This is a genomic window from Caulobacter sp. GW821-FHT10F06 (genome assembly GCF_058809215.1).
On the sequence record NZ_JBXASK010000008.1, the window covers coordinates 229,612 to 253,202 of the forward strand.

General features: G+C 68.9%; 21 protein-coding genes and 1 pseudogene. 9 read left to right on the forward strand and 13 right to left on the reverse strand.

Annotated elements, in window-relative coordinates; translation table 11 throughout:
* Window positions 1-6: 6 nt before the first annotated feature.
* Window positions 7-984: pseudogene (locus AC1RUS_RS18450) on the reverse strand (SMP-30/gluconolactonase/LRE family protein); the annotation flags it as partial.
* 32 nt (window positions 985-1,016) lie between these two features.
* The gene (gene glpK, locus AC1RUS_RS18455) at window positions 1,017-2,510 is read right to left on the reverse strand and encodes a glycerol kinase GlpK (RefSeq protein ID WP_492918056.1); all 1,494 of its coding nucleotides are present in this window, start codon (window positions 2,508-2,510) and stop codon (window positions 1,017-1,019) included.
* 170 nt (window positions 2,511-2,680) lie between these two features.
* Between glpK and AC1RUS_RS18460 the strand changes: the two genes are divergently transcribed.
* The 3 genes from AC1RUS_RS18460 (at window position 2,681) to AC1RUS_RS18470 (ending at window position 5,154) form a co-directional block, all read left to right on the forward strand.
* Complete coding sequence (locus AC1RUS_RS18460) at window positions 2,681-3,766, forward strand: DUF2336 domain-containing protein (protein ID WP_492918123.1); 1,086 nt, start codon at window positions 2,681-2,683, stop codon at window positions 3,764-3,766.
* A gap of 32 nt (window positions 3,767-3,798) precedes the next feature.
* Window positions 3,799-4,581 carry an NAD kinase gene (locus AC1RUS_RS18465; protein ID WP_492918057.1) on the forward strand — a complete coding sequence of 261 codons (783 nt, stop codon included), beginning with the start codon at window positions 3,799-3,801 and terminating at the stop codon, window positions 4,579-4,581.
* 90 nt (window positions 4,582-4,671) lie between these two features.
* The gene (locus tag AC1RUS_RS18470) at window positions 4,672-5,154 is read left to right on the forward strand and encodes an Hpt domain-containing protein (protein ID WP_492918058.1); all 483 of its coding nucleotides are present in this window, start codon (window positions 4,672-4,674) and stop codon (window positions 5,152-5,154) included.
* On the opposite strand, the gene AC1RUS_RS18475 is transcribed toward AC1RUS_RS18470, so the two are convergent.
* From AC1RUS_RS18475 to folD, 3 genes are read right to left on the reverse strand one after another with little or no spacing between them, the layout of a single operon-like run.
* The gene (locus AC1RUS_RS18475; protein ID WP_492918059.1) at window positions 5,151-6,554 is read right to left on the reverse strand and encodes a D-arabinono-1,4-lactone oxidase; all 1,404 of its coding nucleotides are present in this window, start codon (window positions 6,552-6,554) and stop codon (window positions 5,151-5,153) included. The genes AC1RUS_RS18470 and AC1RUS_RS18475 overlap by 4 nt on opposite strands.
* Before the next feature lie 14 nt (window positions 6,555-6,568).
* A complete protein-coding gene (locus AC1RUS_RS18480; protein WP_492918060.1) occupies window positions 6,569-6,925 on the reverse strand; it encodes a c-type cytochrome in 357 nt (118 codons plus the stop codon).
* Complete coding sequence (gene folD, locus AC1RUS_RS18485; protein WP_492918061.1) at window positions 6,925-7,821, reverse strand: bifunctional methylenetetrahydrofolate dehydrogenase/methenyltetrahydrofolate cyclohydrolase FolD; 897 nt, start codon at window positions 7,819-7,821, stop codon at window positions 6,925-6,927. Before folD ends, AC1RUS_RS18480 begins: the two co-directional genes overlap by 1 nt.
* 90 nt (window positions 7,822-7,911) lie before the next feature.
* Between folD and crtY the strand changes: the two genes are divergently transcribed.
* The 3 genes from crtY to AC1RUS_RS18500 are packed head-to-tail and all read left to right on the forward strand — an operon-like array spanning window position 7,912 to window position 11,524.
* Window positions 7,912-9,099 carry a lycopene beta-cyclase CrtY gene (gene crtY, locus AC1RUS_RS18490; RefSeq protein ID WP_492918062.1) on the forward strand — a complete coding sequence of 396 codons (1,188 nt, stop codon included), beginning with the start codon at window positions 7,912-7,914 and terminating at the stop codon, window positions 9,097-9,099.
* Window positions 9,096-10,598, forward strand: coding sequence for a phytoene desaturase (locus AC1RUS_RS18495; RefSeq protein ID WP_492918063.1), 1,503 nt, complete (start codon window positions 9,096-9,098; stop codon window positions 10,596-10,598). Before crtY ends, AC1RUS_RS18495 begins: the two co-directional genes overlap by 4 nt.
* Window positions 10,595-11,524, forward strand: coding sequence for a phytoene/squalene synthase family protein (locus AC1RUS_RS18500; RefSeq protein WP_492918064.1), 930 nt, complete (start codon window positions 10,595-10,597; stop codon window positions 11,522-11,524). Before AC1RUS_RS18495 ends, AC1RUS_RS18500 begins: the two co-directional genes overlap by 4 nt.
* Here AC1RUS_RS18500 and AC1RUS_RS18505 read toward each other — a convergent pair.
* Genes AC1RUS_RS18505 through AC1RUS_RS18520 form a run of 4 tightly spaced genes read right to left on the reverse strand, consistent with a single transcriptional unit; the run spans window position 11,521 to window position 15,042 of the window.
* Entirely contained in the window at window positions 11,521-11,994 is a 474-nt protein-coding gene (locus tag AC1RUS_RS18505) for a sterol desaturase family protein (protein ID WP_492918124.1), read from the reverse strand. The genes AC1RUS_RS18500 and AC1RUS_RS18505 overlap by 4 nt on opposite strands.
* A gap of 8 nt (window positions 11,995-12,002) precedes the next feature.
* Window positions 12,003-13,211 carry an ABC transporter permease gene (locus AC1RUS_RS18510; RefSeq protein ID WP_492918065.1) on the reverse strand — a complete coding sequence of 403 codons (1,209 nt, stop codon included), beginning with the start codon at window positions 13,209-13,211 and terminating at the stop codon, window positions 12,003-12,005.
* Entirely contained in the window at window positions 13,208-14,152 is a 945-nt protein-coding gene (locus tag AC1RUS_RS18515) for an ABC transporter ATP-binding protein (RefSeq protein WP_492918066.1), read from the reverse strand. Before AC1RUS_RS18515 ends, AC1RUS_RS18510 begins: the two co-directional genes overlap by 4 nt.
* Entirely contained in the window at window positions 14,149-15,042 is an 894-nt protein-coding gene (locus AC1RUS_RS18520) for a polyprenyl synthetase family protein (protein ID WP_492918067.1), read from the reverse strand. The genes AC1RUS_RS18515 and AC1RUS_RS18520 overlap by 4 nt, the downstream gene beginning before the upstream one ends.
* A 120-nt stretch (window positions 15,043-15,162) precedes the next feature.
* On the opposite strand from AC1RUS_RS18520, the gene amaB reads away from it, so the two are divergent.
* Window positions 15,163-16,686, forward strand: coding sequence for an L-piperidine-6-carboxylate dehydrogenase (gene amaB, locus AC1RUS_RS18525; protein WP_492918125.1), 1,524 nt, complete (start codon window positions 15,163-15,165; stop codon window positions 16,684-16,686).
* An 813-nt stretch (window positions 16,687-17,499) separates the two neighbouring features.
* On the opposite strand, the gene AC1RUS_RS18530 is transcribed toward amaB, so the two are convergent.
* From AC1RUS_RS18530 to AC1RUS_RS18545, 4 genes are all read right to left on the reverse strand, one after another.
* Window positions 17,500-18,042, reverse strand: coding sequence for a cysteine hydrolase family protein (locus tag AC1RUS_RS18530; protein WP_492918068.1), 543 nt, complete (start codon window positions 18,040-18,042; stop codon window positions 17,500-17,502).
* Between the two features lie 10 nt (window positions 18,043-18,052).
* Entirely contained in the window at window positions 18,053-19,585 is a 1,533-nt protein-coding gene (locus AC1RUS_RS18535) for an acyl-CoA carboxylase subunit beta (protein WP_492918069.1), read from the reverse strand.
* Window positions 19,586-19,707: 122 nt separating this feature from the next.
* Entirely contained in the window at window positions 19,708-20,034 is a 327-nt protein-coding gene (locus tag AC1RUS_RS18540; RefSeq protein ID WP_492918070.1) for a YnfA family protein, read from the reverse strand.
* Window positions 20,031-20,756, reverse strand: coding sequence for an ATP12 family chaperone protein (locus AC1RUS_RS18545; protein WP_492918071.1), 726 nt, complete (start codon window positions 20,754-20,756; stop codon window positions 20,031-20,033). The genes AC1RUS_RS18540 and AC1RUS_RS18545 overlap by 4 nt, the downstream gene beginning before the upstream one ends.
* A 91-nt stretch (window positions 20,757-20,847) precedes the next feature.
* Between AC1RUS_RS18545 and AC1RUS_RS18550 the strand changes: the two genes are divergently transcribed.
* Together AC1RUS_RS18550 and AC1RUS_RS18555 are read left to right on the forward strand one after the other, a co-directional pair.
* The gene (locus AC1RUS_RS18550; protein ID WP_492918072.1) at window positions 20,848-22,239 is read left to right on the forward strand and encodes a DUF1800 domain-containing protein; all 1,392 of its coding nucleotides are present in this window, start codon (window positions 20,848-20,850) and stop codon (window positions 22,237-22,239) included.
* Window positions 22,236-23,516, forward strand: coding sequence for a DUF1501 domain-containing protein (locus AC1RUS_RS18555; protein ID WP_492918073.1), 1,281 nt, complete (start codon window positions 22,236-22,238; stop codon window positions 23,514-23,516). The genes AC1RUS_RS18550 and AC1RUS_RS18555 overlap by 4 nt, the downstream gene beginning before the upstream one ends.
* Window positions 23,517-23,591: the final 75 nt, after the last annotated feature.

Sequence of the window (23,591 nt, forward strand, 5' to 3'; positions counted from 1 at the left end):
GGCGAAACCGGTCTCGATCACGCCCAGCAGCTTGGCGTCGGGCGTCAGGATCAGCACCCCGCCCGGCCCCGTCGCGAACAGACGCCCCTGGGCGTCGACACGCATGCCGTCCGGCAGGCCCGGTCCGCCGGCCTTCTGAAGTTCCGTGGCGTCGAAGAACACCTTGCGTGAGGTAGGCAGACCGTCCGGACCCAGGTCATAGGCCATGATCACCGGCGCCTTGGGATCAGACACGGCGACGTAGAGGCGCTTCTCATCGGGCGACAGGGCCAGGCCGTTGGGGAAGGTCAGCTTGTCGTCGACCACCACGACCTCGCCGGTCGGGCGGCGCAGATAGACCCCGTTGAACGCCAGCTCTTTGGCGGGCGAGGCGTCGAGCCCCTCCAAGCCGTAGGGCGGATCGGTGAAGTAGATCGCGTCCTTCAGCGCGCCCTGGCGGGCCACGATCAGGTCGTTGGGGCTGTTGAAGCGCTTCCCGTTGAAGCGGTCGACGACGATCGTCTTCTTCTTGGTCGCCAGATCGACCTTGGCCACCGCCCGATTACCGTGGTCGCAGATCAGCAGCTCCCCCGCCAGGTTCAGGGTCATGCCGTTCGAACCGGGCTCGCGGAAGACCTTTGTCGGCGGGCCATCATAGCCAGACGGCTTGAGGAAGACCGTCTTTCCGTCCTTCTCACTCCACCGGTACATCGTGTTGGCGGGCACGTCGGAGAACAGGAGGTAATTACCCTCCCAAATCCACACAGGCCCCTCGGACCAGGTCATGCCGTCGGCCAGTTGCTCGATCACCGCGTCCGGCGCGATCACGGCGTCCAGCTCCGGCGACAGGCGGCGAACGCGGCCGATGTGGGGATAGGCCGCCGCGGCGGCTTGCGCGGGCATCGATCCTCCTGCGGCGATCAGGGCGGCGCTGGCCGTGAGCACGGCGCGACGGGTGGTCATGGCGGTCTCCGCTTCTTGTTTTCCTCGAAGCGTAGAAAACATGACAGCGTTATCAAAACAACGCTCTCGTAGTCTTAGGTCCGGACGCGCGGCACCGCATCGAGCCAGCGGGCATAGGCGGCTTCGCGCTGGTGCAGCGGCATCGACGGCGACAGGGTCTCGGCCGCCGGTCGCGCCGAAGCGGCCGCTTCCAACGTTGGATACACCCCCGCCCCAAGGCCGGCGAACAGCGCCGCGCCCAGGGCCGTCGTCTCCAGATAGCTGGCGCGATGCACCGGCATGCCCGTCAGGTCGGCCAGACGCTGGGAGAACCAGGCGCTCTTGGACATGCCCCCGTCGATGCGCAGCTGGGCCTCGTCGCCGAAGGCGTCCGGCGCATCGGCCCGCATGGCCTCGATCAGGTCGCGGCTCTGCAGGGCGCAGGAATCGTAGGTCGCCGCCGCGATCTCGGCGAGGCCGGCGTCGCGGGTCAGGCCGAAGATCGCGCCCCGCGCGCCGGCGTCCCACCACGGCGCGCCGAGACCCGTGAAGGCCGGCACCACGACCACGCCGTGATCGGGCTTGGCGGCGCGGGCCAAAGCCTCGGCGGCGCGCGGACCGCCGGTGATGCCCAGCCCCTCGCCTAGCCACTGGATCGCCGCGCCGGCCACGAAGATCGAACCCTCGAGGGCGTAGGTCGTCTTGCCCCCGACCCGCGCGGCGACGGTGGTCAGCAGACGCGAGCGCGACGTCGGACGGTGCTCGCCGGTGTTGATCAGCATGAAGCAGCCGGTGCCGTAGGTGGCCTTCATCTGGCCCGGCAGGATGCAGCCCTGCCCCATCAGCGCCGCCTGCTGGTCGCCCGCCACGCCCCGGATCGGCACCTCGCGCCCCAGGATATTGGCGATGGTCGCGCCATAGTCGTCGGCGCAGTCGAGCACCTTAGGCAGCAGGCTGGCCGGGACCTGCAGCAGATCCAGCATCGGCGCGGACCACTGCTGGGCCTCGATGTCAAACAGCAGGGTGCGCGAGGCGTTGGTGGCGTCGGTGGCGTGCACGGCGCCGCCGGTCAGCCGCCAGATAACCCAGGCGTCCATCGTGCCGCACAGCAGCTCGCCCGCCTCGGCGCGAGCCCGCGCGCCGGTGACGTGGTCGAGGATCCAGGCGATCTTGGTGCCGGAGAAGTAGGGATCCAGCAGCAGCCCCGTGATCTGAGCCACCCGTTCGCCGTAGCCCGCATCCCTCAGGCGCTCGCAGGCGTCGGCCGTGCGGCGGTCCTGCCAGACGATGGCCGGATGGATTGGCCGGCCCGTGGCCTTGTCCCAGATGACCACCGTTTCGCGCTGGTTGGTGATGCCGATCGCGGCCACCTCGGCGATGTCGCGTCCCGAGCGGTCCATGGTCTCGCGCATCACCGCCACGCAGGCGGCGAAGATCTCTTCGGCGTCGTGCTCGACCCAGCCGTCGGCCGGATAGCTCTGGCGCAGGGGCCGCGTCGCGTCGGCCAACGCCCCGCCCGTCGAATCGAACAGGATCGCCCGCGTGCTGGTCGTGCCCTGATCCAGGGCCAGTATCAGGTGTTCGCCCATGCTCGCGCCTCCCATCTTCTACGCTTCACCCGCGACAACGCGCCGCTATTCTTATGGTTTGGCGGGTTCGCCTGTTTAAGCATGTTTTCATTTAGCGTCGGCAAGGTCATCTTCACCGAGTTCGGGATTCGAGGAGGCTGGTCATCCAAGCCGTCCAGACCGCAAAGCTTCTGACACTGGCGCGCAGCCGCGATCCGGGCGATCGCGAACGGCTGCTGACCGGCATCATCGAGCTATGCGAGGCCAGCGAGACCGTTGGCGCCCCGACCGATCCCGACGTCCAGCGCCTGCTCGATTCCATCTTCATGACCCTGGTCGTCGAAGCCGAGCGCGACATTCGCCAGCGTCTGGCTGAGCGCCTGGCCGACGCCGCCTGGGCCCCCTCGGCCTTGATCAACATCCTGGCCCTCGACGAGATCGAGATCGCCCGCCCGATCATCGCCCGTAGCCCGGTGCTGCAGGATCATGACCTGATCCGCCTGCTGGTCCAGGCCACGCTGGAACATCAGATCGAAGTGGCCCGCCGGCCGCGCCTGGCCGCCTCGGTCGTCGAAGCCATCCTGGCCCGCGGTGAGCCCGCCGTGCTGACGGCCCTGGCCAACAACGAGACCGCAGAGCTTTCCCAGGAGGGCCTGCGAAAGCTCGTGGATCGGGCCAAGGACATCGTGGCCCTGCGCTCGCCCCTGGCTCGCCACGCGCGCCTGTCCACTGACCTGGCCGAACAGCTTTATCTCTGGGTCGGCCGCGCCCTGCGCGACGCCCTCACCGCCCGCTTCCATCTCGATCCCGTCCTGATGAACGCCGCCGTCGACGAGGCCCTGCGCGCCGCGCACAACGGCGAGGATCCGGCCAACGACGGCGTCGTCGAGAGCGAGGAGGAGCGCGAGGCGATGGAGCGCTCGCTGGTCGAGAAGCTCGATTCCGCCGGCCAGCTTCGTCCGGGCTACCTGCTGCGCGTGCTGCGCGAAGGCCGCCTGCCGTTGTTCGTCCTGGCCCTGGCTCGCCTGGGTCATTTCGAACCGGCCCAGATCCGTCGCGCGATCGACAGCAACCGGCCTGAACTTCTGGCGCTGGCCTGTTCGGCTGTCGGCATCGACCGCAGCGTCTTCCCGACCATCCTGGAGCACGTCCGCCAGTTGAACGGCGGCCGTCCGGGCGGCGGCGACGAGGGCGCTCGCCGCGCCGGCAGCGCCTTTGGCCCCTTTACGCCGGACATCGCCGGAATGGCCTTCCGGCAGGCCGTCGGAGCGGTTTGACAAGCGGGCGGGCTTCACGCCTCTTGAGCCCGATGTACACGCCGCAGCCCGCCCTGACTCGCCTCTCCTTCAAGGCCAGCGACCGCCCCGAAGCCGAGGAAGCGCGCGACCGTCTCGCCGCCCGCTATGGCGACGTCGGCGAGGACGCGGCCCAGGTGATCGTGGCGTTGGGCGGCGACGGCTTCATGCTCGAAACCTTGCACGGCGCGATGGCCAAGCAGACCCCGATCTACGGCATGAACCGCGGCTCGGTCGGCTTCCTGATGAACGAGTACAGCGAGGACGGCCTGCTGGAGCGGATCAACGCCGCCGAACGCGCCGTCATCCACCCGCTGGCCATGACCGCCATCGATTCCAAACGCCAGAACCACCACGCCCTGGCCATCAACGAGGTCTCGCTGCTGCGGCAGACCCGCCAGACCGCCAAGCTGCGCATCTCGATCGACGGCAAGGTGCGGATGGGCGAACTGGTCTGCGACGGAGCCCTGATCGCCACCCCGGCCGGTTCGACAGCCTACAACCTCTCGGCCCACGGCCCGATCATTCCCATCGGCGGCCAGGTCCTGGCCCTGACGCCGATCAGCGCCTTTCGCCCCCGCCGCTGGCGCGGCGCCCTGCTGCCGCGCTCGGCGCGGATCACCTTCGAGATTCTGGAGGCCGACAAGCGGCCAGTCAGCGCGGTGGCCGACAATTTCGAGGTCCGCGATGTCATGGAAGTCCACATCTCGGAAGATCGCGACACCAGTCTGGCGATGTTGTTCGACGCCGGCCGTAGTCTAGACGAGCGGGTTCTAGCTGAGCAGTTCTCGGCCTGAGACGCTTGGCCGCACTGAAACCTACGTCTCATTCGTTGTTAACGCCTGCTATGGTACCGATCTCCAAATTCCGCCGCTGGGGAGGCGAAAGTGACGAACAAGACCACCGCTGAGGTGATCCAGGTGCCGAATATGCTCAAGCTCAAGGTGGGCGGGCGCGGCGGCATCGATATGGCCGCCATCGCCAAGGCCGAAGCCGCTCTGAAGAGCCTGTCGGGCAACTTCGCCCAATGGCTGCAGGACGAGATCACCAAGCTCGAGGCCGCTCGCCAGGAGGTCAAGGTCCAGGGCCTGACCGCCACGACGGTCGAGACGCTCTATCTGCGCGCCCACGACCTGAAGGGTCTCGGCGCCACCTACGAGTTCCCGCTGATCACCCGCATCGCCGCGTCGCTGTGCAAGCTGATCGATGAGCCGGAAACCCGTCTCTCGGCCCCGATGTTCCTGGTCGACGCCCACATCGACGCCATCAAGGCGGCGGTGCGCGGCGACATCAAGGTCGACACCCACCCCGTGGGCAAGGCGCTGGCCGAGGAACTGGAAGGCCGCACGTCCGAGTACCTCGCCGGCTAAACCAGGCCGAACAGACCTCTCAGGTATGGATTGAGCATCCGCCCCTCCGGATCCAGCTCGGCCCGCACCTTCAGGAAATCCTCCCAGCGCGGATACAGCGCTTCCAGCGCGCGGCCGTTCAGGCTGTGCAGCTTGCCCCAGTGCGGCCGTCCGCCGTGGCGGCGGAAGATCGGTTCGACCAGCTCGTACAGGAACGCGAAGTCGTCCTTGTAGTGCGTATGCACGGCGATCGAACCGCGCGGTCCGCTGCTGAACGGCGAGAGCCAGGCGTCGTCGGCCGCGATCCGGCGAACCTCGATCGGGAAGAAGACGTCGGGCCGCTCCTTCTCGATGACCCGGACCACCTCCTGCAACGCCTGCAGCTGGGCATCCACCGGCAGATGGAACTCCATCTCGTTGAAGCGCACCGGCCGCTCGGTCGACAGCAGCTTCCAGCCCTCGTCGACGGCGGTCTCTGGCTTGGCTCCGGCCAACAGCGCGCGGGCGGCGGCCTTGCGCAGCGGCGTCGAGAAGCCCAGCAGATTGCGCAGCCCCTTCAAGGCGTCGAGGAAGGCGGTGTCCTGGTCGGGACCCCGCGCCTGGGCCGCATCGTCGGTCTCGTCATGGCTGATGCAGGCGGCCAGTCCCGTGAACGGCACGGCGTAGAACTCGAAATTGCGATGCTCGGCCCAACGCGCCTCGGCCTTGGCCAGGGCGTCGTCGAACGGTTCGATCCAGACCTTGCGGCGGATGCGGCGGTTGGGAATGGTCTTGAGCCGCACCTGGGAGATCACACCCAGCGCCCCCAGCGACACCCTGGCCGCCTGGAAGATGTCCGGCTCATGGGTCTCGTCGCAGTCGATGACCCGGCCGCCGGGCGTGACCAGCCGCAGCGCGGTGACGTCGCCGTGCAGGGCCTGCAGCTTGACGCCCGTGCCGTGCGTCGCGGTGGCCAGGGCCCCGGCCAGAGACTGCTTGTTGATGTCGGGCAGATTGGCCATGGCCCGGCCCTTGGCGGCCAGGGCCGGTCCCAGCGCGCCCAGGCGCGTGCCGGCCAGCACCACCGCCTCGTCGCCTTCCCAGCTGGTGATCCCCGCCATCGCGTCCAGCGACACCAGCGCGCCGCTGGTCGGCGCCAGGGCCGTGAAGGAGTGTCCTGCTCCCACCGGCCGGATCGGCGCCGCGGCGGTCTTCAGCATCAGGGCCAGTTCGCCCTCGTCCTTGGGCGCCAGCCGCGCGGAGGGATAGGCGGTCTGCACACCGGACCAGTTGCGCCAGAGCAGATGGCCCTCGGCGTTGACGGACGGCGGCGCCAAGGGTTCGGGCTTGTCATGGGTGGCGACCAGATATCCGGTCGCGCCGGTAGCGACCACCGCGGCTCCCGTACCGCCCGCGACCAGAGCGCCTCGTCTCGAGATCATCGCGTTCCCCCGGCTTATGCGGGGTCTTCGCGCCCCGCCATGAATCGTATGAGGCCCTGGAAATCGGACGGGGCGCAAGCCACGCATTGCCCGGACGCCGGCATGGCCTTGTAGCCCTGCACGGTGTGGTCCAGCAGCGCGGCTTCGCCCTGCTTCCAGCGCGGGTCCCAGGCGGCGCGGTCATGGACCTGCGGCGCGCCCGTGCCGGGGGTGGCGTGGCAGGCCTTGCAGGAGGTCTCGTAGAGACCCGCCAGCCGCGCGTCGGCGGGCTTCAACAGCAGGGCCTGTTCGGGCGTCGGGGCCGGCGGGCGCTTCTCGCCGCAGGCGGCCAGTGAGACGACGGCGAACGCCAGGACCATCGCCCGGCGCATCAGGCGTCGATCTCGTGCAGGCGCTTGGCGGCCGTAAGAGTGTTGGCCAGCAGGCAGGCGATGGTCATCGGCCCCACCCCGCCCGGCACCGGCGTGATCGCTCCGGCCACGGCCTTGACCTCGTCGAAGGCGACGTCGCCGACCAGACGGGTCTTGCCTGCCGCCGCCGCGTCCGGATCGCGGGCCGGAAAGCGGCTGATGCCGACGTCGATGACCGCCGCGCCCGGCTTGACCCAGTCGGCCTTGACCATCTCGGCGCGACCGACGGCGGCGACGACGATGTCGGCCTGACGGACGATGGACGGCAGGGCCTGACTACGCGAATGGGCGATGGTGACGGTGCAGTCGGCGGCCAGCAGCATCTGCGCCATCGGCTTGCCCATCAGGTTCGAGCGGCCGATGACCACGGCGTTCTTGCCCTTCAGGTCGCCCAGCACGTCCTTCAGCAGCATCATGCAGCCCAGCGGCGTGCAAGGCGTCAGGGCCGGCAAGCCGCTGGCCAGGCGGCCGGCGTTGGTGACGGTCAGGCCATCGACATCCTTGTTGGGCGAGATCGCCGCGACGATATCAGCCTGGCTGAGATGATCGGGCACCGGAAACTGCACGAGAATGCCATGGATGGCCGGATCGGCGTTCAGCCGGCCCAACAGATCCAGCAGATCGTCCTGGGTGACGTCGGCCGGCAAGCGATGGGTTTCCGAATGCATGCCCGCCGCCAGGGTCTGCTCGCCCTTGTTACGGACATAGACCTGGCTGGCCGGATCCTCGCCCACCAGCACCACGGCCAGGCCGGGCGTCAGGCCGTGATCGGCCTTCAGGGCGGCCACCTCCTCGGCGATCCGCGCACGCAGATCGGCCGCGAATGCCTTACCGTCGATGATCCTGGCCTCGGACATGGGCGCCTCCCGATTTGACCGTCCGTAACCGGTCGCTCCGTCGTGCGCAACGCTGGCGTGGACGCCGCCCAATCGTGCTAGAGCCTGGGCATGGCAGTTGCGTCCTCCACAACCCGCGCCGATGTCGTCCTGGTGGGCGGCGGGCTGGCCAACAGCTTGATCGCCCTGCGTCTGAAAGCGCTGCGGCCCGACCTTCGGGTCGTGATGCTGGAGCGCGACACGCGAATCGGCGGCGAGCACACCTGGTGCCACTTCCAGACCGACGTCAGCCCCGGGATCAGCGGCTGGCTGCGTCCGCTGATCGTCCATCGCTGGCCGGGTTACGACGTGCGCTTCCCCGAGCATCAACGCACACTGGATACGCCCTATCTGGCGATCACCTCCAAGCGTCTGCACGAGGCGGTGGTCGCGGCGCTGGGCAAGGACGCCTGGCTGAACGCACCGGTGTCCGACGTCTCGCCGCATCAGGTCACGCTGTCTGACGGTCGCCGCATCGCCGCCGCCGCCGTCATCGACGGCCGGGGTCCCCGCCGCAGCCGCAGCCTGGTGCTGGGCTGGCAGAAGTTTCTGGGTCAGGGCGTGAAGCTGTCGGCGCCCCACGGCCTGACCCGCCCGATCGTCATGGACGCCACGGTCTCGCAGCTGGATGGCTATCGCTTCCTCTACGTGCTGCCGCTGGACGCCACCCGCCTGCTGATCGAGGACACCCGCTACAGCGACGGCCCCGATCTCGACCACGCCGACCTGCGCGCCGCCATCGCCGCCTATGCCGGCCAGCAGGGCTGGACCATCGCCAAGATCGAGCGCGAGGAGCACGGCGTTCTGCCCATCGCTCTGGCCGGCGACATCGACGCCTATTGGCGCGAGGCCCGGGCCCAGGTCGCCGAGGTGGGCCTGCGCGCCGCGCTGTTCCAGCCGACCACCGGCTATTCCCTGCCCGACGCCGCGCGTCTGGCCGACCAGATCGCCGCCCTGCCCCGCATCACCAGCGCCCATGTCCGCGCCTGCGCCGAGGCTCACTCGAAGGCCTGCTGGCGCAGGCGTCGATTCTTCCGCCTGCTCAACCGCATGCTGTTCAAGGCCTGCGCGCCGGACCAGCGCTACAAGGTGCTGGAGCGATTCTACCGGCTCGGCGCGCCGCTGATCCAGCGCTTCTACGCCGCCCGGCTCACGCCGTGGGACCGGGCCCGCGTGCTGATCGGCAAGCCACCGGTTCCCATCGGCGCGGCGCTTGGATATCTCAGTGAAGCCTCAGTGACCGAAGACAGGATCGCATGACCCATCCCAAACCTCGCGCGGCAGTCATCGGCTCCGGCTTCGGCGGCCTGTCGCTGGCCATCCGTCTGCAATCCTCCGGCTTCGACGTCACGGTGATGGAAAGCCGCGACAAGCCCGGCGGCCGCGCCTACGTCTGGGAAGACGAGGGCTTCATCTTCGACGCTGGCCCGACAGTGATCACCGATCCCGATTGCTTGAAGGAGCTGTTCACGATCAGCGGCCGCAAGATCGAGGACTATGTCGAGCTGATGCCGGTCAATCCATTCTACCGGCTGGTCTGGGAAGACGGCGACGTCTTCGACTACGTCAATGATCAGGCCGAGCTGGATCGCCAGATCGCCGCCCGCAATCCGGCCGACGTCGAGGGCTACCGCAAGTTCCACGCCTATTCCGAAGAGCTGTATCAGAAGGGTTATGTCGAGCTGGGCGCCGTGCCGTTCCTCGACATCCGCAGCATGGTCTCGTCCGCCCCCGCGCTGATGAAGCTGCAGGCCTGGCGCAGCGTCTATGACAAGGTCTCGTCCTTCGTGAAGGATGAGCATGTCCGCCAGGCCCTGTCGTTCCACAGCCTGCTGGTCGGCGGCAGCCCGTTCGCCACCTCGTCGATCTACGCCCTGATCCACGCCTTGGAGCGTCGCGGCGGCGTCTGGTTCCCGCGCGGCGGGACCGGCGCGCTGATCCGGGGTCTCGTGCGGCTGCTCGAGGACCTGGGCGGGACGATCCGCCTCAATGCGCCCGTCCAGAAGATCACTACCAAGGACGGCCGCGTCACCGGCGTCATCCATCACGATGGCGCGTTCGAAGCCTTCGACACCGTCGCCTCGAACGCCGACGTCATGCACACCTATCGCGAACTGCTGGTCGATGATCCGCGCGGCAAGAAGGTGGGCAAGGCGCTGGAGAGCAAGCGCTGGAGCCCCTCGCTGTTCGTGATCTATTTCGGTCTGAAGGCCGAGCATCCCGACATCCGCCATCACACCATCTGCTTTGGCCCGCGCTATCGGGAGCTGATCGGCGAGATCTATAACAAGGACGGCCTGGCCGACGATTTCTCGCTCTATCTGCATTCGCCGTGCGCCACGGATCCCGGCATGGCCCCGCCCGGATGCAGCAGCTTCTACGTCCTGTCGGTGGTGCCCAATCTCGAGACCGCCGACATCGACTGGACCGAGCAGGGCCCGGCCTATCGCGACAAGATCCTCAAGTACCTGGAGGATCGCTACATCCCCAACCTGTCGCGAGATCTGGTGACCAGCCGCATCTTCACGCCGGACGATTTCACGACCGAGCTGAACGCCTGGAACGGCGCGGCCTTCTCGCTGGAGCCGCTCCTGACCCAGAGCGCCTTCTTCCGCACCCACAATCGCGACGACGTCATTCCCAACCTCTATTTCGTCGGGGCTGGCACCCATCCCGGCGCGGGCATTCCCGGCGTGGTCGGCTCGGCCAAGGCCACGGCCGGCCTGATGATCGACGACTTCCAGACGGAAACCGCGTGAGCGACCTAGAGGTCCAGAGCCGCGAGGCAATCCAGAAGGGCAGCAAGAGCTTCGCCGCCGCCGCCGCCCTGTTCGACGCGGAGACCCGCGCCGACGCCGAGATGCTCTACGCCTGGTGCCGTCACTGCGACGACGTCATCGACGGCCAGACCCTGGGCCACGGCATGAGCCCGGTCGAGGACGCGCCAGCGCGCCTGGCCGCCCTCTACGCCCAGACCCGCGCCGCCCTGGCCGGCGAGCCGCCGACCGATCCGCAGTTCGCCGCCTTCCAGACCGTGGCCCAGCGGCGCGGCATCCCAGAGCGCTACGCCCTGGACATGATCGACGGCTTCGCCATGGACGTCGAAGGCCGCCGCTACCAGACCTTGGACGACCTGCTCGACTATTGCTGGGGCGTGGCCGGCGTAGTCGGGACGATGATGGCCCTGGTCATGGGCGTGAAGCCCGACGACCTGCCGACCCTGCGTCGCGCTCAGGACCTGGGCCTGGCCTTCCAGCTGACCAACATCGCCCGCGACATCGTCGAGGACGCCCGCAACGACCGGGTCTACGTCCCTCGCGCCTGGTTGACCGAGCTGGGCGTACCGGACGACGCCGTCGCCGATCCGGCCCATCGCGGCGCAGTGGCGATCATGGCCAAGCGGCTGGTCGACGCCGCCGAGCCCTATTACGCCTCGGCCCGCTGGGGTCTGCGCGACCTGCCGGTCCGTTCGGCGTGGGCGATCGCGGCGGCGCGGGGCGTCTATCGGCAGATCGGGCTGGACGTGGTCCGGGTCGGCGACAAGGCCTGGGACGAACGGGTCGTGGTCAGCGGGCGGATGAAGATGTGGCGGGCCCTGGAAGGCGTCGTCATGGCCCTGCGCTCGGCGATGTTCGACCGGCTGGTCACGCCGCCGGCGCGGCCGGCCATGTGGTCGAAGATCTAGGCTTCGACGCCCATCGCCTTCAGCTGGGCCTTCAACTCGCGCACTGGTCTCGCCCACAGGAAGCCGAACGACACCGCGCCGTGCTTGGTGTGGACCGCGTGGTGGATGCGATGGGCCTGGATGGCGCGCTTCCAGAAGGCCGACTTGCCGAGCGGCACCTTGAAGCGCCGATGCACCATGCCGTCGTGGAAGATGAAGTACATCAGGCCGTAGGCGGTGATCCCCAGCCCGACCGGCAGCAGCCAGGGCGTGCCGTGGACGCCGAAATAGATCGCCACAATGGCCGGCGTCGCGAAGACCACGGCGAACAGGTCGTTCAATTCGAAGACGCCCTCGCGCGGCTCGTGGTGCGACCTGTGCCAGCTCCACATGAAGCCGTGCATGACGTACTTGTGGGTCACCCAGGCGAAGCCTTCCATGAAGGCGAAGGCGCCCAGGAACAGCAGGATATCGAACGCCAGGGTCGTCATCACGGGTCCTATCGACGCGACAGCCGCGCCAGGGTCTGGGCCAGCGCCAGGCCGGCCAGGCCGGCGGCGGTCAGCACGCCCCACGCCTTATACACCTGCGAGATTCCGGCGTCGCGCCACAGCACGCCTTGATATGCGTCAATCACCCAGGCGTGCGGCGTGAACCAGCCGACGGTCTGCAGCCAGACCGGCATCAGGAAGCGTGGCACCATGCTGCCGCCGATCGCGGCCAGCACCAGGATCACGAAGGTCGACAGCATCTGGGCCTGCTCGCGGGTCCTGCAGACCGACACGAGGCCAAGGGCCAGGCCGGCGGCGCAGATGGCGGCGGCCAGGGTGGTGGGCAGCCACAAGACGAAGTGCGGGATCACCGCCACGCCATAGACGATCTGGGCGGTGGCGAAGATGGCCACCGCCTGGACGATCCCCTGCCCCACCAGAAAGACGAACTTGCCGGTCACCACCGGTCCCATGCCCGCCACCCCGGCCAGCAGGCGGTCGGCGACCCCCGTGCGGCGCTCGTCCATCAGGCCCAGCGCGCCCTGCATGGCCGAGAACAGCGCGAACAGGATCATCACCGCCCCGGCGTAATAGGCTATGGTCGCCCCGCCCTTCTTGGCGCCGACCAGGTCCTCGCGGTCGAAAAGGTCGCTCCTCATCTCCTTGGGCGGTTCGCTCTTCAGGATCGCAGCGGCGGTGTCGACGCGCTCGATCTGGTCCTCGGTCAACTCGCCCAGGGCCGGCATCACCTGCTCGACGGCGCGACGCATGGCGGCGTCGGGGGCTGCCCGGCCCAGAGCCTGCTGCACCCGAGCCTGGGTCAGCGGCGCGGCGACGGCGCGGGCCGGATCGGAGATAATCAGGAACGGCCGCCCCTTGGCCGCCGGGTCCGTGCGAATGACCAGCCCGGCGTCGGCCTGGCCTGACTTCACCGCCGCCCGCACGGCCTCGACCGTGGCCGGCGTCACCGCTTCGGCCCGAATCTCCGCCCCCTTCAGCAGCGCCTGCGCCACCCGGCCCGAGGTCTCGCTGCGGGCCAGGTCGGCGACGGCCAGTTTCGGCTTGATGTCCTCGCCCGTGGCCCCGGCGAACACCGAGCTGAAGATCAGGAACACCAGCGGCGGCAGCAGGAAGGTCATGACCAGGGCCGCCCGGTCGCGCCACAGCTCCAGCGCCATCACGCGGACCATGGCCAGGATCATCTCCAGCCGGATCATGCCGCCAGCTTCCGGTCGGCCACCAGGCTGAACAGGGTGTGCAGCGACGGCTCGCGGACCCGGATCTCGCGCGGCGTCAGCCCAGCCTGGCGCAGCGCCTTGTCGAGCCTGCCGGCGGCGGCGTAGCCGTCGGCGTCCAGGCGGGTCCAAAGCTTGGCGCGGCGCGGAGCGCGGACCAGGCCTTCGGCGTCAAGGCGCGCTTCGCCGGCGGCGTCGGGCTCCTCGGCCAGTTCGACCAGGACCTCCATCTGCTGGCCGAAGGCGTCGGCGATCAGGGCCGCCGGCGTTCCTTCCAGGGCCATGCGGCCGTCGCGAAGGAAGCCCACGCGATCGGCCAGCCCCCCGGCCTGCTCCAGGTCGTGGGTGGTGATCAGCACCGCCACGCCGGTGTCGCGCAGGTCGCGGATCACCGCGTCCAGGGCCTCGCGGGCGTCGATGTCGACCCCGACCGTCGGCTCGTCGAGGATCAGCAGGGCTGGCTGGTGGATGATGGCGGCGGCGATGTTGGCGCGGCGCTGATAGCCGCCCGACAGATGACGGATCTGCACGTTGGCCCGGTCGGCGATGCGGGTCAGTTCCATGGCGCGCTGCACGGCGGCGGGCACGGCGCGGCGCGGCGCCTGGGCCAGGCTGGCGAAGGTCGCCAGATTCTCGGCCACGGTCAGATGGGCGTAGAGGGCGATTTCCTGCGGCGCCAGGCCCAGGCAACCCCGGGCCGAGGCGACCCGCGCAGGGTCCTGGCCGTGCAGAGCCACCGCGCCGCCGTTGGGGCGGATGCGGCCGCAGATCGTCTTAATCAGGGTGGTCTTGCCCGCGCCGTTCGGCCCCAGCAGGGCGTAGATTTCGCCGGGTTTCAGGATCAGGTCGACGCCTTGCAGCACGGGCTTGTCGCCATAGGCGTGGACCACGCCGGCGACCGTCAGAATGGCCTCGCCGGTCACGCGGCGGCCTTGCGCCCGGCGAAGAGGCGACCCACGTAGCCGGCCACGAGATCGCAGCCGCCGACGCTGTCCAGCGCCGCCTGGCCCACCGCCACATGCTCTTCCATCGCCGCCCGCGCCCCTTCGACGCCCAGCAGCGAGACGACCGTGGTCATGCCGGCGTCCTGGCCGACATCCTTGCCGGCCCCGTCGACCGAACCCTCGGCGTCGATGATGTCGTCGCGGATCTGGAAGGCCAGGCCCATGCGGCGGCCGAACTCGCCCACCGCCGCGACGGCCTCGTCGGAGGCTCCGGCGATCCGGGCGCCGGACTGGGCGGCGGCCATGATCAGCACACCGGTCTTTTCGTGGTTGAGGCGGTCGATGGCGTCCATGTCGCGGACCTGGTCGCGATCGAACAGGTCACGCGCCTGGCCGGCGATCAGGCCGACGAAACCCACGGAGGCGGCGATCCGTCCGGTGATCTCACCCTTCAGCGCGGCCGACAGCCCCTTGTCGCCCGCGATCACGGCATAGGCCTCGTTGAGAAGGCCTACGCCCGACAGCACCGCCGTGGCCTCGTCGAAGGCGCGGTGGATGGTCGGCAGGCCCCGGCGCAGGCCGGCGTTGTCCATCGACGGGAGGTCGTCGAGAATCAGCGACGCGGCGTGGACCATCTCGAAGGCGCAGGCCGTATCCAAGGCCGCACCCTCGGCCGCACCGAACTGGGCGGCGGTCAGCAGGGTCAGCATCGGCCGGAAGCGCTTGCCTGGCGCCAGGAGCGCATAGCGCACGGCCTCGACCAGACGGTCCGGAGCCTGGCCGGCCTTGGGCGCGAGCTCGGCCAGGCGTCGATCGACGCCGGCCCGCAGGACCTCGAGTTTCTGAATATAGGCGGCGTTGTCGTCCATGCGCTGGTCGCGGCCGTCCCCAATCGCCCCGATGTGAGCGTGCGCATTTGAAGTGCGCCTCCCCCATGCGTCAAGCCGAGCGGACTTGACCCGACCCCGGGGTCGGCGTTTTCCATGGGCATGGCCACGTCGTTCCCCTCCCCCTCCGCCCATGCCCGCGCCGTCCTGAGCAAGCTGGGTGTCGCCGGCTTGCCCGCCGACGGCGGCGTTCCCGTGCGCTGCCCGATCGACGGGGCGATCCTGACCCAGGTCGCCTATGACGACGCCAAGACGATCGACGCCAAGGTCTCCGCGGCGGCGAGAGCCTTCCGCGCCTGGCGCACCGTGCCCGCTCCCCGTCGCGGCGAGCTGGTGCGCCTGCTGGGCGAAGAGCTGCGCGCCGCCAAGGACGACCTGGCCGCTCTCGTCACGCTGGAAGCCGGCAAGATCGCTTCGGAAGCGGCCGGGGAGGTCCAGGAGATGATCGACATCTGCGACTTCGCCGTCGGCCTGTCTCGCCAGCTGCATGGCCTGACCATCGCTTCGGAGCGTCCCGGCCACGCCATGCGCGAGACCTGGCATCCGCTGGGGCCGGTGTTAGTGATCAGCGCCTTCAACTTCCCGGTCGCCGTCTGGGCCTGGAACGCGTGCCTGGCGCTGGTCTGCGGCGATCCGGTGATCTGGAAGCCGTCGGAGAAGACGCCCCTGACGGCTCTCGCCACCCACGCCATCCTGGAGCGGGCCATCGCCCGGTTCGGCGACGCGCCAGAAGGCCTGGCCAGCGTGGTTCTGGGCGGCCGCGACGCCGGCGAGCGGCTGGTGCGCGATCCGTGCATCCCGCTGGTCAGCGCCACCGGCTCCACCCGCATGGGCCAGGCCGTGGCTCCGATCGTCGCGGGTCGCTTCGGCCGCTCGATCCTGGAGCTGGGCGGCAACAACGCCATGATCGTCGCGCCCAGCGCCGACCTCTCCCTGGCCGTCCGCGCCATCGTGTTCTCGGCGGCCGGCACGGCGGGCCAGCGCTGCACCTCCCTGCGCCGCCTGATCGTCCACGAGAGCCTGGTCGACACCCTGGCCGACGCAGTCGAGAGCGCCTTCTCGCGCCTGTCGGTCGGCGATCCGCGCCAGGACGGCGTGCTACTGGGCCCATTGCACGACAAGGCGGCCTATCAGAGCTTCGTCGCGGCCATGGACCAGGTCCGGGCCGACGGCGGGACCGTCAGCGGCGGCGAGCGGCTGCTGATCGACGAACATCCCGAGGCCTATTACGTGCGCCCCGCCCTGGCCCGCCTGCCCGAGCCCAGCGCCGGCATGCAGCGCGAGACCTTCGCGCCCTTGTTGCACGTCGTCTCCTATCGCGATTTCGACGACGCCGTGGCGATCCAGAACGATGTGCCCCAGGGTCTGTCCTCCTGCGTGCTGACCAACGACCTGCGCGAGGCCGAGGCCTTCCTGTCGGCGTCCGGCAGCGACTGCGGCATCGCCAACGTCAATATCGGCCCCTCGGGCGCCGAGATCGGCGGCGCGTTCGGCGGCGAAAAGGAGACCGGCGGCGGCCGCGAGAGCGGGTCGGACAGCTGGAAGCAGTACATGCGCCGGCAGACGGCGACGGTGAACTACTCGGGAGCCCTGCCGCTGGCGCAGGGGGTTAGGTTTGATCTTTGAACAGACTCCCTTCCCCCTTTGATGGGGGAAGGGTTGGGGATGGGGGTGACAGACTCTCAGGATGTGGCGAGGCCTTCGTGAAATCGTCCAATGGTGTCACCCCCATCCCCGCCCTTCCCCCATCAAGGGGGAAGGGAGAAGACACGGGGTTTCAGCTTCACGCGGAAACCGCTGAAGGGATGGAAAGGGTCGCGGAGCGTCCGGACCACGTCCGGACGGAAATAGAAAATACCGTTTCGACGAAGCCGTCCGCTCCGCGTGACCGTTATCCGGAAGCGCGCGACGCTCGAGCTCTGTTAGAGCCTCGCCGCCTTGAAGCCTCCGACGGGCGGGCTGGTTAGCATCCAGCCCGGACCGCTGATCCTCCCGGACCAGCCTGCTGAACTTCCGACCCCCGTGCTCCTGTCGTTTCTGTGCTGCAAGGCCGACCGCCGCCAAGGAAACACACGAGGTTGGCGGCTTTCACCCACCATCGAAAGAGCTTCCCGCTCGATCACCCCCCCGTCGCCGCAACGGTCGCTGGCCATGCGCCCTTTCCTCGCGACGAGGTGACTACAGAATACGGCAGGTTTGAACGCGGTCGCGAAGATCGCACTTATCCCCGCGCGCTTGCCCTTCTCCCCTTGCGGGAGAAGGTGTCAGCCGCAGGCTGACGGATGGGGGTCGCACCGCCCTCAAAGCTATACCCTGCAACGCCCCACGCCCCTTCCGACAGGCCTATCGCCCCCTCATCCGGCGCTGCGCGCCACCTTCTCCCGCAAGGGGAGAAGGATCAGGTCTGTCCGCCATTCGTGACGCTGAGTCTCCCCGCGCTCAGTCCGCCAAGACCTCGTCCGTGCGCACGACCGTCGCGTACTCGCCATCCAGATTGGACAGCGACATCACGTGCCATTCCTCGGCCGGCCGCATCATCCCCGCGAGGTCGGTCTTGTCGTAGGCGTAGCAAGCATCGCCCGGCACGGTGACGCCGAAGCCCAGACAGGATGCGGCTCGCACCGTGGCCTCAACAGAGTTGTTGGTGCTCACCCCCGCGATCACCAGGTCGCGGATGTCCCGCACCCGCAACCACCGCTCCAGGCCGCTGCCCGCGAAGGCGTCGGGGACGTTCTTCTCCATCCGGTGTTCGGACGGCAACGGCGTGAACCGCGTCTGGAATTCACAGTTCGGAGACCCGGGCCAGAACGCCCCGGCCGGCGAGCGCGACATGTGCCGCACGTGGACGATCGGCCTATCGGCCGCCCGCCAGGCCGCGAGTAGGCGCTCGATATTGTCTTCGGCGTCGGGATTGTTCCGAGGCCCGGTGTTCTCGGGCAGCATGCCGCGCTGCATGTCGACGATGATCAGCGCGGCGGCCATGGACGGTCCCTTACAGCGGAATGTTGTCGTGTTTCTTCCAGGGATTGGAGAGCTCCTTGCCCTTCAGGCTCTTCAGCGCCCGGACGATGCGCTTGCGGGTGCCGTGGGGCATGATCACGTCGTCGATGTAGCCTCGGCTGGCCGCCACGAACGGGTTGGCGAAGGCGGCCTTGTATTCGGCCTCGCGGGCGGCCAGCGCGACGGGATCCTTGGCCTCGGCGCGGAAGATGATCTCCACCGCTCCCTTGGCCCCCATCACCGCGATCTCGGCCGTGGGCCAGGCGTAGTTGAGGTCGCCGCGCAGGTGCTTGGAGCTCATCACGTCATAGGCCCCGCCATAGGCCTTGCGGGTGATCAGGGTGATCTTTGGCACCGTGGCCTCGGCATAGGCGAACAAGAGCTTGGCCCCGTGCTTGATCAGGCCGCCGTACTCCTGCTTGGTGCCCGGCATGAAGCCCGGCACGTCGACCAGGGTGATGATCGGGATGTTGAAAGCGTCGCAGAAGCGCACGAACCGCGCCGCCTTGCGGCTGGAGTCGATGTCCAGCACCCCGGCCAGCACCTGGGGCTGGTTGGCGACGATGCCGACGCTCTCGCCGTCCATGCGGGCGAAGCCAACGACGATGTTCTTGGCCCACTCGCTGGAGATCTCGAAGAAGTCGGCCTCGTCGACGATCTTCAGGATCAGCTCCTTCATGTCGTAGGGCTTGCCCGGATCGTCGGGGACCAGGGTGTCCAGGCTGGGCTCGGCGCGATAGGCCTCGTCGAAGCTCTCGCGTTCCGGGGCCGGCTCGCGGTTGGAGCTGGGCAGGAAGTCGACCAGGCGGCGCACCTGGGTCAGGGCCTCCAGGTCGTTCTCGAACGCGCCCTCGGCCACGCCCGACTTGGCCGCGTGGACCCGGGCCCCGCCCAGCTCCTCGGCGGTGACCACCTCGTTGGTGACGGTCTTGACCACGTCCGGGCCGGTCACGAACATGTAGCTGGTGTCCTTCACCATGAAGATGAAGTCGGTCATGGCCGGCGAATAGACGTCGCCGCCGGCGCAGGGGCCCATGATCACGCTGATCTGCGGCACCACGCCCGAGGCCATGACGTTCTCGAGGAAGATGTCGGCATAGCCGGCCAGGCTGTCGACGCCTTCCTGGATGCGGGCGCCGCCGGCGTCGAACAGGCCGATGATCGGCGCGCCGACCTTCATCGCCTGGCGCTGGACCTTGACGATCTTGGCCGCGTGGGCGCCCGACAGAGAGCCGCCGAACACCGTGAAATCCTTGGAGAAGACGTAGACCACCTTGCCGTTGATCGTGCCCCAGCCGGTGACGACGCCGTCGCCGGGGATCTTCTGGTCGGCCATGCCGAAGTCGGCGCTGCGGTGTTCGACGAACATGTCGAACTCCTCGAAGCTGTCTTCGTCCAGCAGCAGATCGATGCGCTCGCGGGCCGTCAGCTTGCCCTTGGCGTGCTGCGCCGCCACCCGCTTCTCGCCGCCGCCCGCCCGCGCCTGAGCCCGGCGACGATCCAGTTCCTCCAGTATGTGCTGCACGCGACGAAACTCCCCTGCTCTCCCAGCGGTCTCCCGAACACGGGGGCCGCCTTATGGTTCGAGGGGTAAAGCCGCGCGACGGCGCTTGCAAGCCAGCCCTAACGGCAGCGCAGCAAAGTCGCTCAGGCCGAGCGCGGGGCCCACAGGATGAGCGCCGCCCCGGCCAGGCAGATGCAAAGTCCGGCCAGGTCCCAGCGGTCGGGCTTGGCGCCCTCGACCATCCGCATCCAGACCATCGAGGCCAGGATGTAGATCCCGCCATAGGCCGCGTAGGCCCGGCCGGCGGCGGGGCTGTCGATGCGGGTCAGCAGCAGGGCGAAGACGATCAGGCTGGCCACGCCCGGCAGCGCCCACAGCGGCGACTTGCCCAGCTTCAGCCACGCCCAGAAGGCAAAGCAACCGCCGATCTCGGCCAGGGCCGCCAGGGCGTAGACGGCCAGGCTCCTCATTCGCGCAGGGCGGCGAACCACCGCTCCAGCACCTTGGCCTCGACCGACAGGTGCTCGGCGCGCTGGGCGGCTTCCGCGTCCTGGCCCCAGGTTTGCGCCTGGAAGATCTCCTCCAGCCGCGACAGGTCCAGCGCCGTCTGGCCGTCGATTTGGCCGGCGCGGATGGCCAGGGCCAGCACGGTCGAGCCCAGCAGGCCGGCGGCGTAGGCCACGCCCGCCAGGCTGAAGTCGTCCAGCGACAGGGCTAGAGCCTCGACGGCCGCCAGCGTCTGGGGCGGTTGCGGCGAATGGATGATCCCGGCGACCGGGGTGAAGGCGGCTCCCAGCGTCTCACCCGCCCAGTCCAGCAGCGGCTGCCACTCGCGGGCCTGGCGCTCGACCAGCGGCGTCGGGTGTTCGGCGCGATAGCACAGCAGGTCCGAGCCGGCGTAGGCGGCGACTTCCTTGGCCACCTCGGCGCGGGTCTCGCCGATGCGGTCGATGGCGGTGAAGGCCAGGCGGGTGGCGGGCATGGCGGTGGAGTCGATCACCGTCGCCTGCGCCTCCCACTCGGCGGCGACCAGTTGCGCCAGGGCCAGCGTCGGCAGGACCAGGGGCGACTTGGCCGGCGACTTGGGCGTGCGGCCGTCCAGCTGCACCGCGAAGCCGCCTTCGACATGCGCGGCGGCGGCGGCCTTGTAGAAGCGGCGCGGCTTCTGAAGCAGGTCGGGCTTTTCTGACACGAGACTCTTTTTTCAATGGGAAGCGACGGACTGCCGCCTTTTGAGCGTTGAATTGAGTGATACAGCGACATCGCGCAAGGGAGAGCCCCTCTTGAACTTGCCTTCCAATGACATGATGGCCGCCCTGGCGGTGACGCGCTTCGGCCTGGGGGCCCGGCCGGGCGAGATCGACGCCATCAAGAACGATCCACGAGCTTGGCTAGTCACGCAGGCTCAACAGAACTCCGAAGTGCCGGACGACGGGGGCGAAACCGGCGCGCAGCGTTTCCTCGATATGCTGAAATATCGCCAGGAGCGCCGGATCGACCGTCAGTCCCCGAAAAAGGACGCTGACACCGCCGCGCGGGCGTTCATGGACGCTCAGCAGTCGATGCGAGAGATGATCGAAAACGATTTTCTCGCCCGTTCGCGCTTGGCGGCGAATACGCCCAACGGTTTCCGCGAGCGATGGGTTCTGTTCTGGGCCAACCACTTCACGGTCTCCGCGACAAGGCAAATGACGTCCGGCCTGATCGCCGCCTTCGAACGCGAAGCCATACGCGCGCACGCCTTCGGTCGTTTCGAAGACATGCTGGTAGCGTCCTCCACCCATCAGGCCATGCTGACCTATTTGGACCAGGCCCAGTCAATCGGTCCAAACAGCCGCGCCGCGGCCTATCTCACCAAGAAGGGCATGCGTCGGGGTCTCAACGAAAACCTCGCCCGCGAGATTTTGGAGCTCCATACCGTCAGTGTGAACGCCGGCTACACTCAGACGGACGTGACGGAGTTCGCCCGCGCTTTGACGGGTTTCAGCGTCGCCCGCGACGACGAAGATCGCCCGGGGGAGTTCGTATTCCGCGAAAACGTACATGATCCCGGTCGCCGGTCGATCATGGGTCGCGTCTATCCCGAAGGGGGCCTGGCCCAAAGCCTCGCCGTGCTGAAAACCCTGGCCGCCGATCCGCGCACCGCCCATCACGTCTGCACGAAGATCGCCCGCCACTTCGTCTCCGACACACCCCCACCCGCCCTGGTCGCGGCCTTGGAGAAACGCTGGCGCGAGACCGACGGCCGGCTCGACCAGGTGGCCCGGGCGCTGATCGAGGCCCCCGAAGCCTGGGACCCGGCCCCGGCCAAGTTCAAGACGCCGTACGAGTTCACCCTGTCGACCTGGCGGCTGATCGGGGCCGAGCCCTCGGCCATCGGCCGGCTGGCGCCGATCCTGACCGGCCTGGGCCAGAAGCCGTTCTCGCCGCCTTCCCCCAAGGGGTGGCCGGAAGAGGCCCAGGCCTGGGCGTCGCCCGACGGTCTGATCAAGCGGATGCAATGGAGCCAGGGCTTCGCCGCCGTGGTCGCCGATCGCCTGGATCCCAACGCCGTCGCGCTGGACGCCCTGGGCGCGCGCCTATCGCCGCCCGTCGCCAAGGCCGTGTCGCGGGCCGAGACCCGCCGCGAAGCCTTCGCCCTTCTCGTGATGAGCCCGGAGTTCCAACGCCGATGACCGCTCAACAACCTTCCCGCCGTTCGTTCCTCAGCCTGGCCGCCGGCCTCGGCGTCGGGGTCAGCTTCCTGGGCTCCCAGGCCTTCGCCGCCAGCGAGGGCGATCTCGCCCGTCGCAAGATGGTGGTGGTGATCTGCCGGGGCGGCATGGACGGCCTGTCGGTGGCCCCGCCGGTCGGCGACCCGGCCTATGCCGACCTGCGCGGCGCCATCGCCCTGAAGCCCGACCAGGTGCTGAAGCTGGACGGGACCTTCGGCCTGCACCCCGAACTGACCTCGGTGCACAGGCTGGCCCTGAAGGGCCAGGCGCGCATCGCTCCGGCCATCGCCAGCCCCGACCGCGCCCGCTCGCACTTCGAGGCCCAGGACGTGCTGGAGACCGGCGAATCCCACGTCTATGGCAGCGACACCGGCTGGCTGAACCGCACGCTGGAGGCCATGGCCCCGGCCCGCAAGGTCGAGGGCCTCTCGGTGGGGACCACCGCCCCGCTGATCCTGCGCGGCAAGGTCCAGGCCGCCAGCTGGTCGCCGGGCAAGGGTGTCGACGAGACCGCTCGCCTGCCGACGCTGCTGCAGGACCTCTATCGCAACGACCCGCTGATGGGCCCGGCCTTCGCGCGGGGTCTGGAGACCGAGACCATGGCCCAGGCGGCGATGACCGCCCTAGCCCCCTCCCCGGCCATGAACGCCATGGCCGCCGCCACCCCCGCCAGCATGGCGCCGGCCACGATGTCGCCGACCATGGCCAACGACCGCCAGAACCGGCAGGGAAACGAGGCGGCCCGCAAGCTGGGCTCGACCCTGGCCGGCTTCATGAACCAGGCCGACGGCCCGCAGATCGCCGCCATTTCGCTGGACGGCTTCGACACCCACGCCGGTCAGCCGGGCCAGATCGCCACCCGCCTGTCCTATCTGGACGCGGTGCTGGACGGACTGAACACCGGCCTGGGCGACCAGTGGAAGAACACCGTGGTCGTGGTGGTCACCGAGTTCGGCCGCACCGCCAAGGTCAACGGCACCGGCGGCACCGACCACGGCACGGGATCGACGGCCCTGGTGCTCGGCGGCGGCCTGAAGGGCGGCGGAAGCATCATCGGTGACTGGCCGACCCTGTCGCAGCAGGCCCTGTTCGAGAACCGCGACCTGGCCCCCACGATCGACATGCGCGGCCTCTTCAAGGGCGTTCTGGCCGACCACATGGGCGTGGATCGCGCCGTGATCGAGAGCAGGATCTTCCCGGACAGCGCGGGGGCGAAGGCGGTTACGGGCTTGGTTTAGGGCGCAAATTTCTTGTCATCCCGGAAGCCTCGCAGAGGCTGTCCGGGACCCAGGGGCCGGCGCACTGCGGTTGCC

What these genes read in the sequence shown, in the direction of transcription:
- AC1RUS_RS18505 (WP_492918124.1), bottom strand. Translation starts at nt 11,994, where the DNA reads ATGACGACCCTGGCGTTCGATATCCTGCTGTTCCTGGGCGCCTTCGCC.
- AC1RUS_RS18510 (WP_492918065.1), bottom strand. Translation starts at nt 13,211, where the DNA reads ATGATCCGGCTGGAGATGATCCTGGCCATGGTCCGCGTGATGGCGCTG.
- AC1RUS_RS18465 (WP_492918057.1), top strand. Translation starts at nt 3,799, where the DNA reads ATGTACACGCCGCAGCCCGCCCTGACTCGCCTCTCCTTCAAGGCCAGC.
- crtY (WP_492918062.1), top strand. Translation starts at nt 7,912, where the DNA reads ATGGCAGTTGCGTCCTCCACAACCCGCGCCGATGTCGTCCTGGTGGGC.
- amaB (WP_492918125.1), top strand. Translation starts at nt 15,163, where the DNA reads ATGGCCACGTCGTTCCCCTCCCCCTCCGCCCATGCCCGCGCCGTCCTG.
- AC1RUS_RS18540 (WP_492918070.1), bottom strand. Translation starts at nt 20,034, where the DNA reads ATGAGGAGCCTGGCCGTCTACGCCCTGGCGGCCCTGGCCGAGATCGGC.
- AC1RUS_RS18495 (WP_492918063.1), top strand. Translation starts at nt 9,096, where the DNA reads ATGACCCATCCCAAACCTCGCGCGGCAGTCATCGGCTCCGGCTTCGGC.
- AC1RUS_RS18480 (WP_492918060.1), bottom strand. Translation starts at nt 6,925, where the DNA reads ATGCGCCGGGCGATGGTCCTGGCGTTCGCCGTCGTCTCACTGGCCGCC.
- AC1RUS_RS18520 (WP_492918067.1), bottom strand. Translation starts at nt 15,042, where the DNA reads ATGGACGACAACGCCGCCTATATTCAGAAACTCGAGGTCCTGCGGGCC.
- AC1RUS_RS18475 (WP_492918059.1), bottom strand. Translation starts at nt 6,554, where the DNA reads ATGATCTCGAGACGAGGCGCTCTGGTCGCGGGCGGTACGGGAGCCGCG.
- glpK (WP_492918056.1), bottom strand. Translation starts at nt 2,510, where the DNA reads ATGGGCGAACACCTGATACTGGCCCTGGATCAGGGCACGACCAGCACG.
- AC1RUS_RS18555 (WP_492918073.1), top strand. Translation starts at nt 22,236, where the DNA reads ATGACCGCTCAACAACCTTCCCGCCGTTCGTTCCTCAGCCTGGCCGCC.
- folD (WP_492918061.1), bottom strand. Translation starts at nt 7,821, where the DNA reads ATGTCCGAGGCCAGGATCATCGACGGTAAGGCATTCGCGGCCGATCTG.
- AC1RUS_RS18530 (WP_492918068.1), bottom strand. Translation starts at nt 18,042, where the DNA reads ATGGCCGCCGCGCTGATCATCGTCGACATGCAGCGCGGCATGCTGCCC.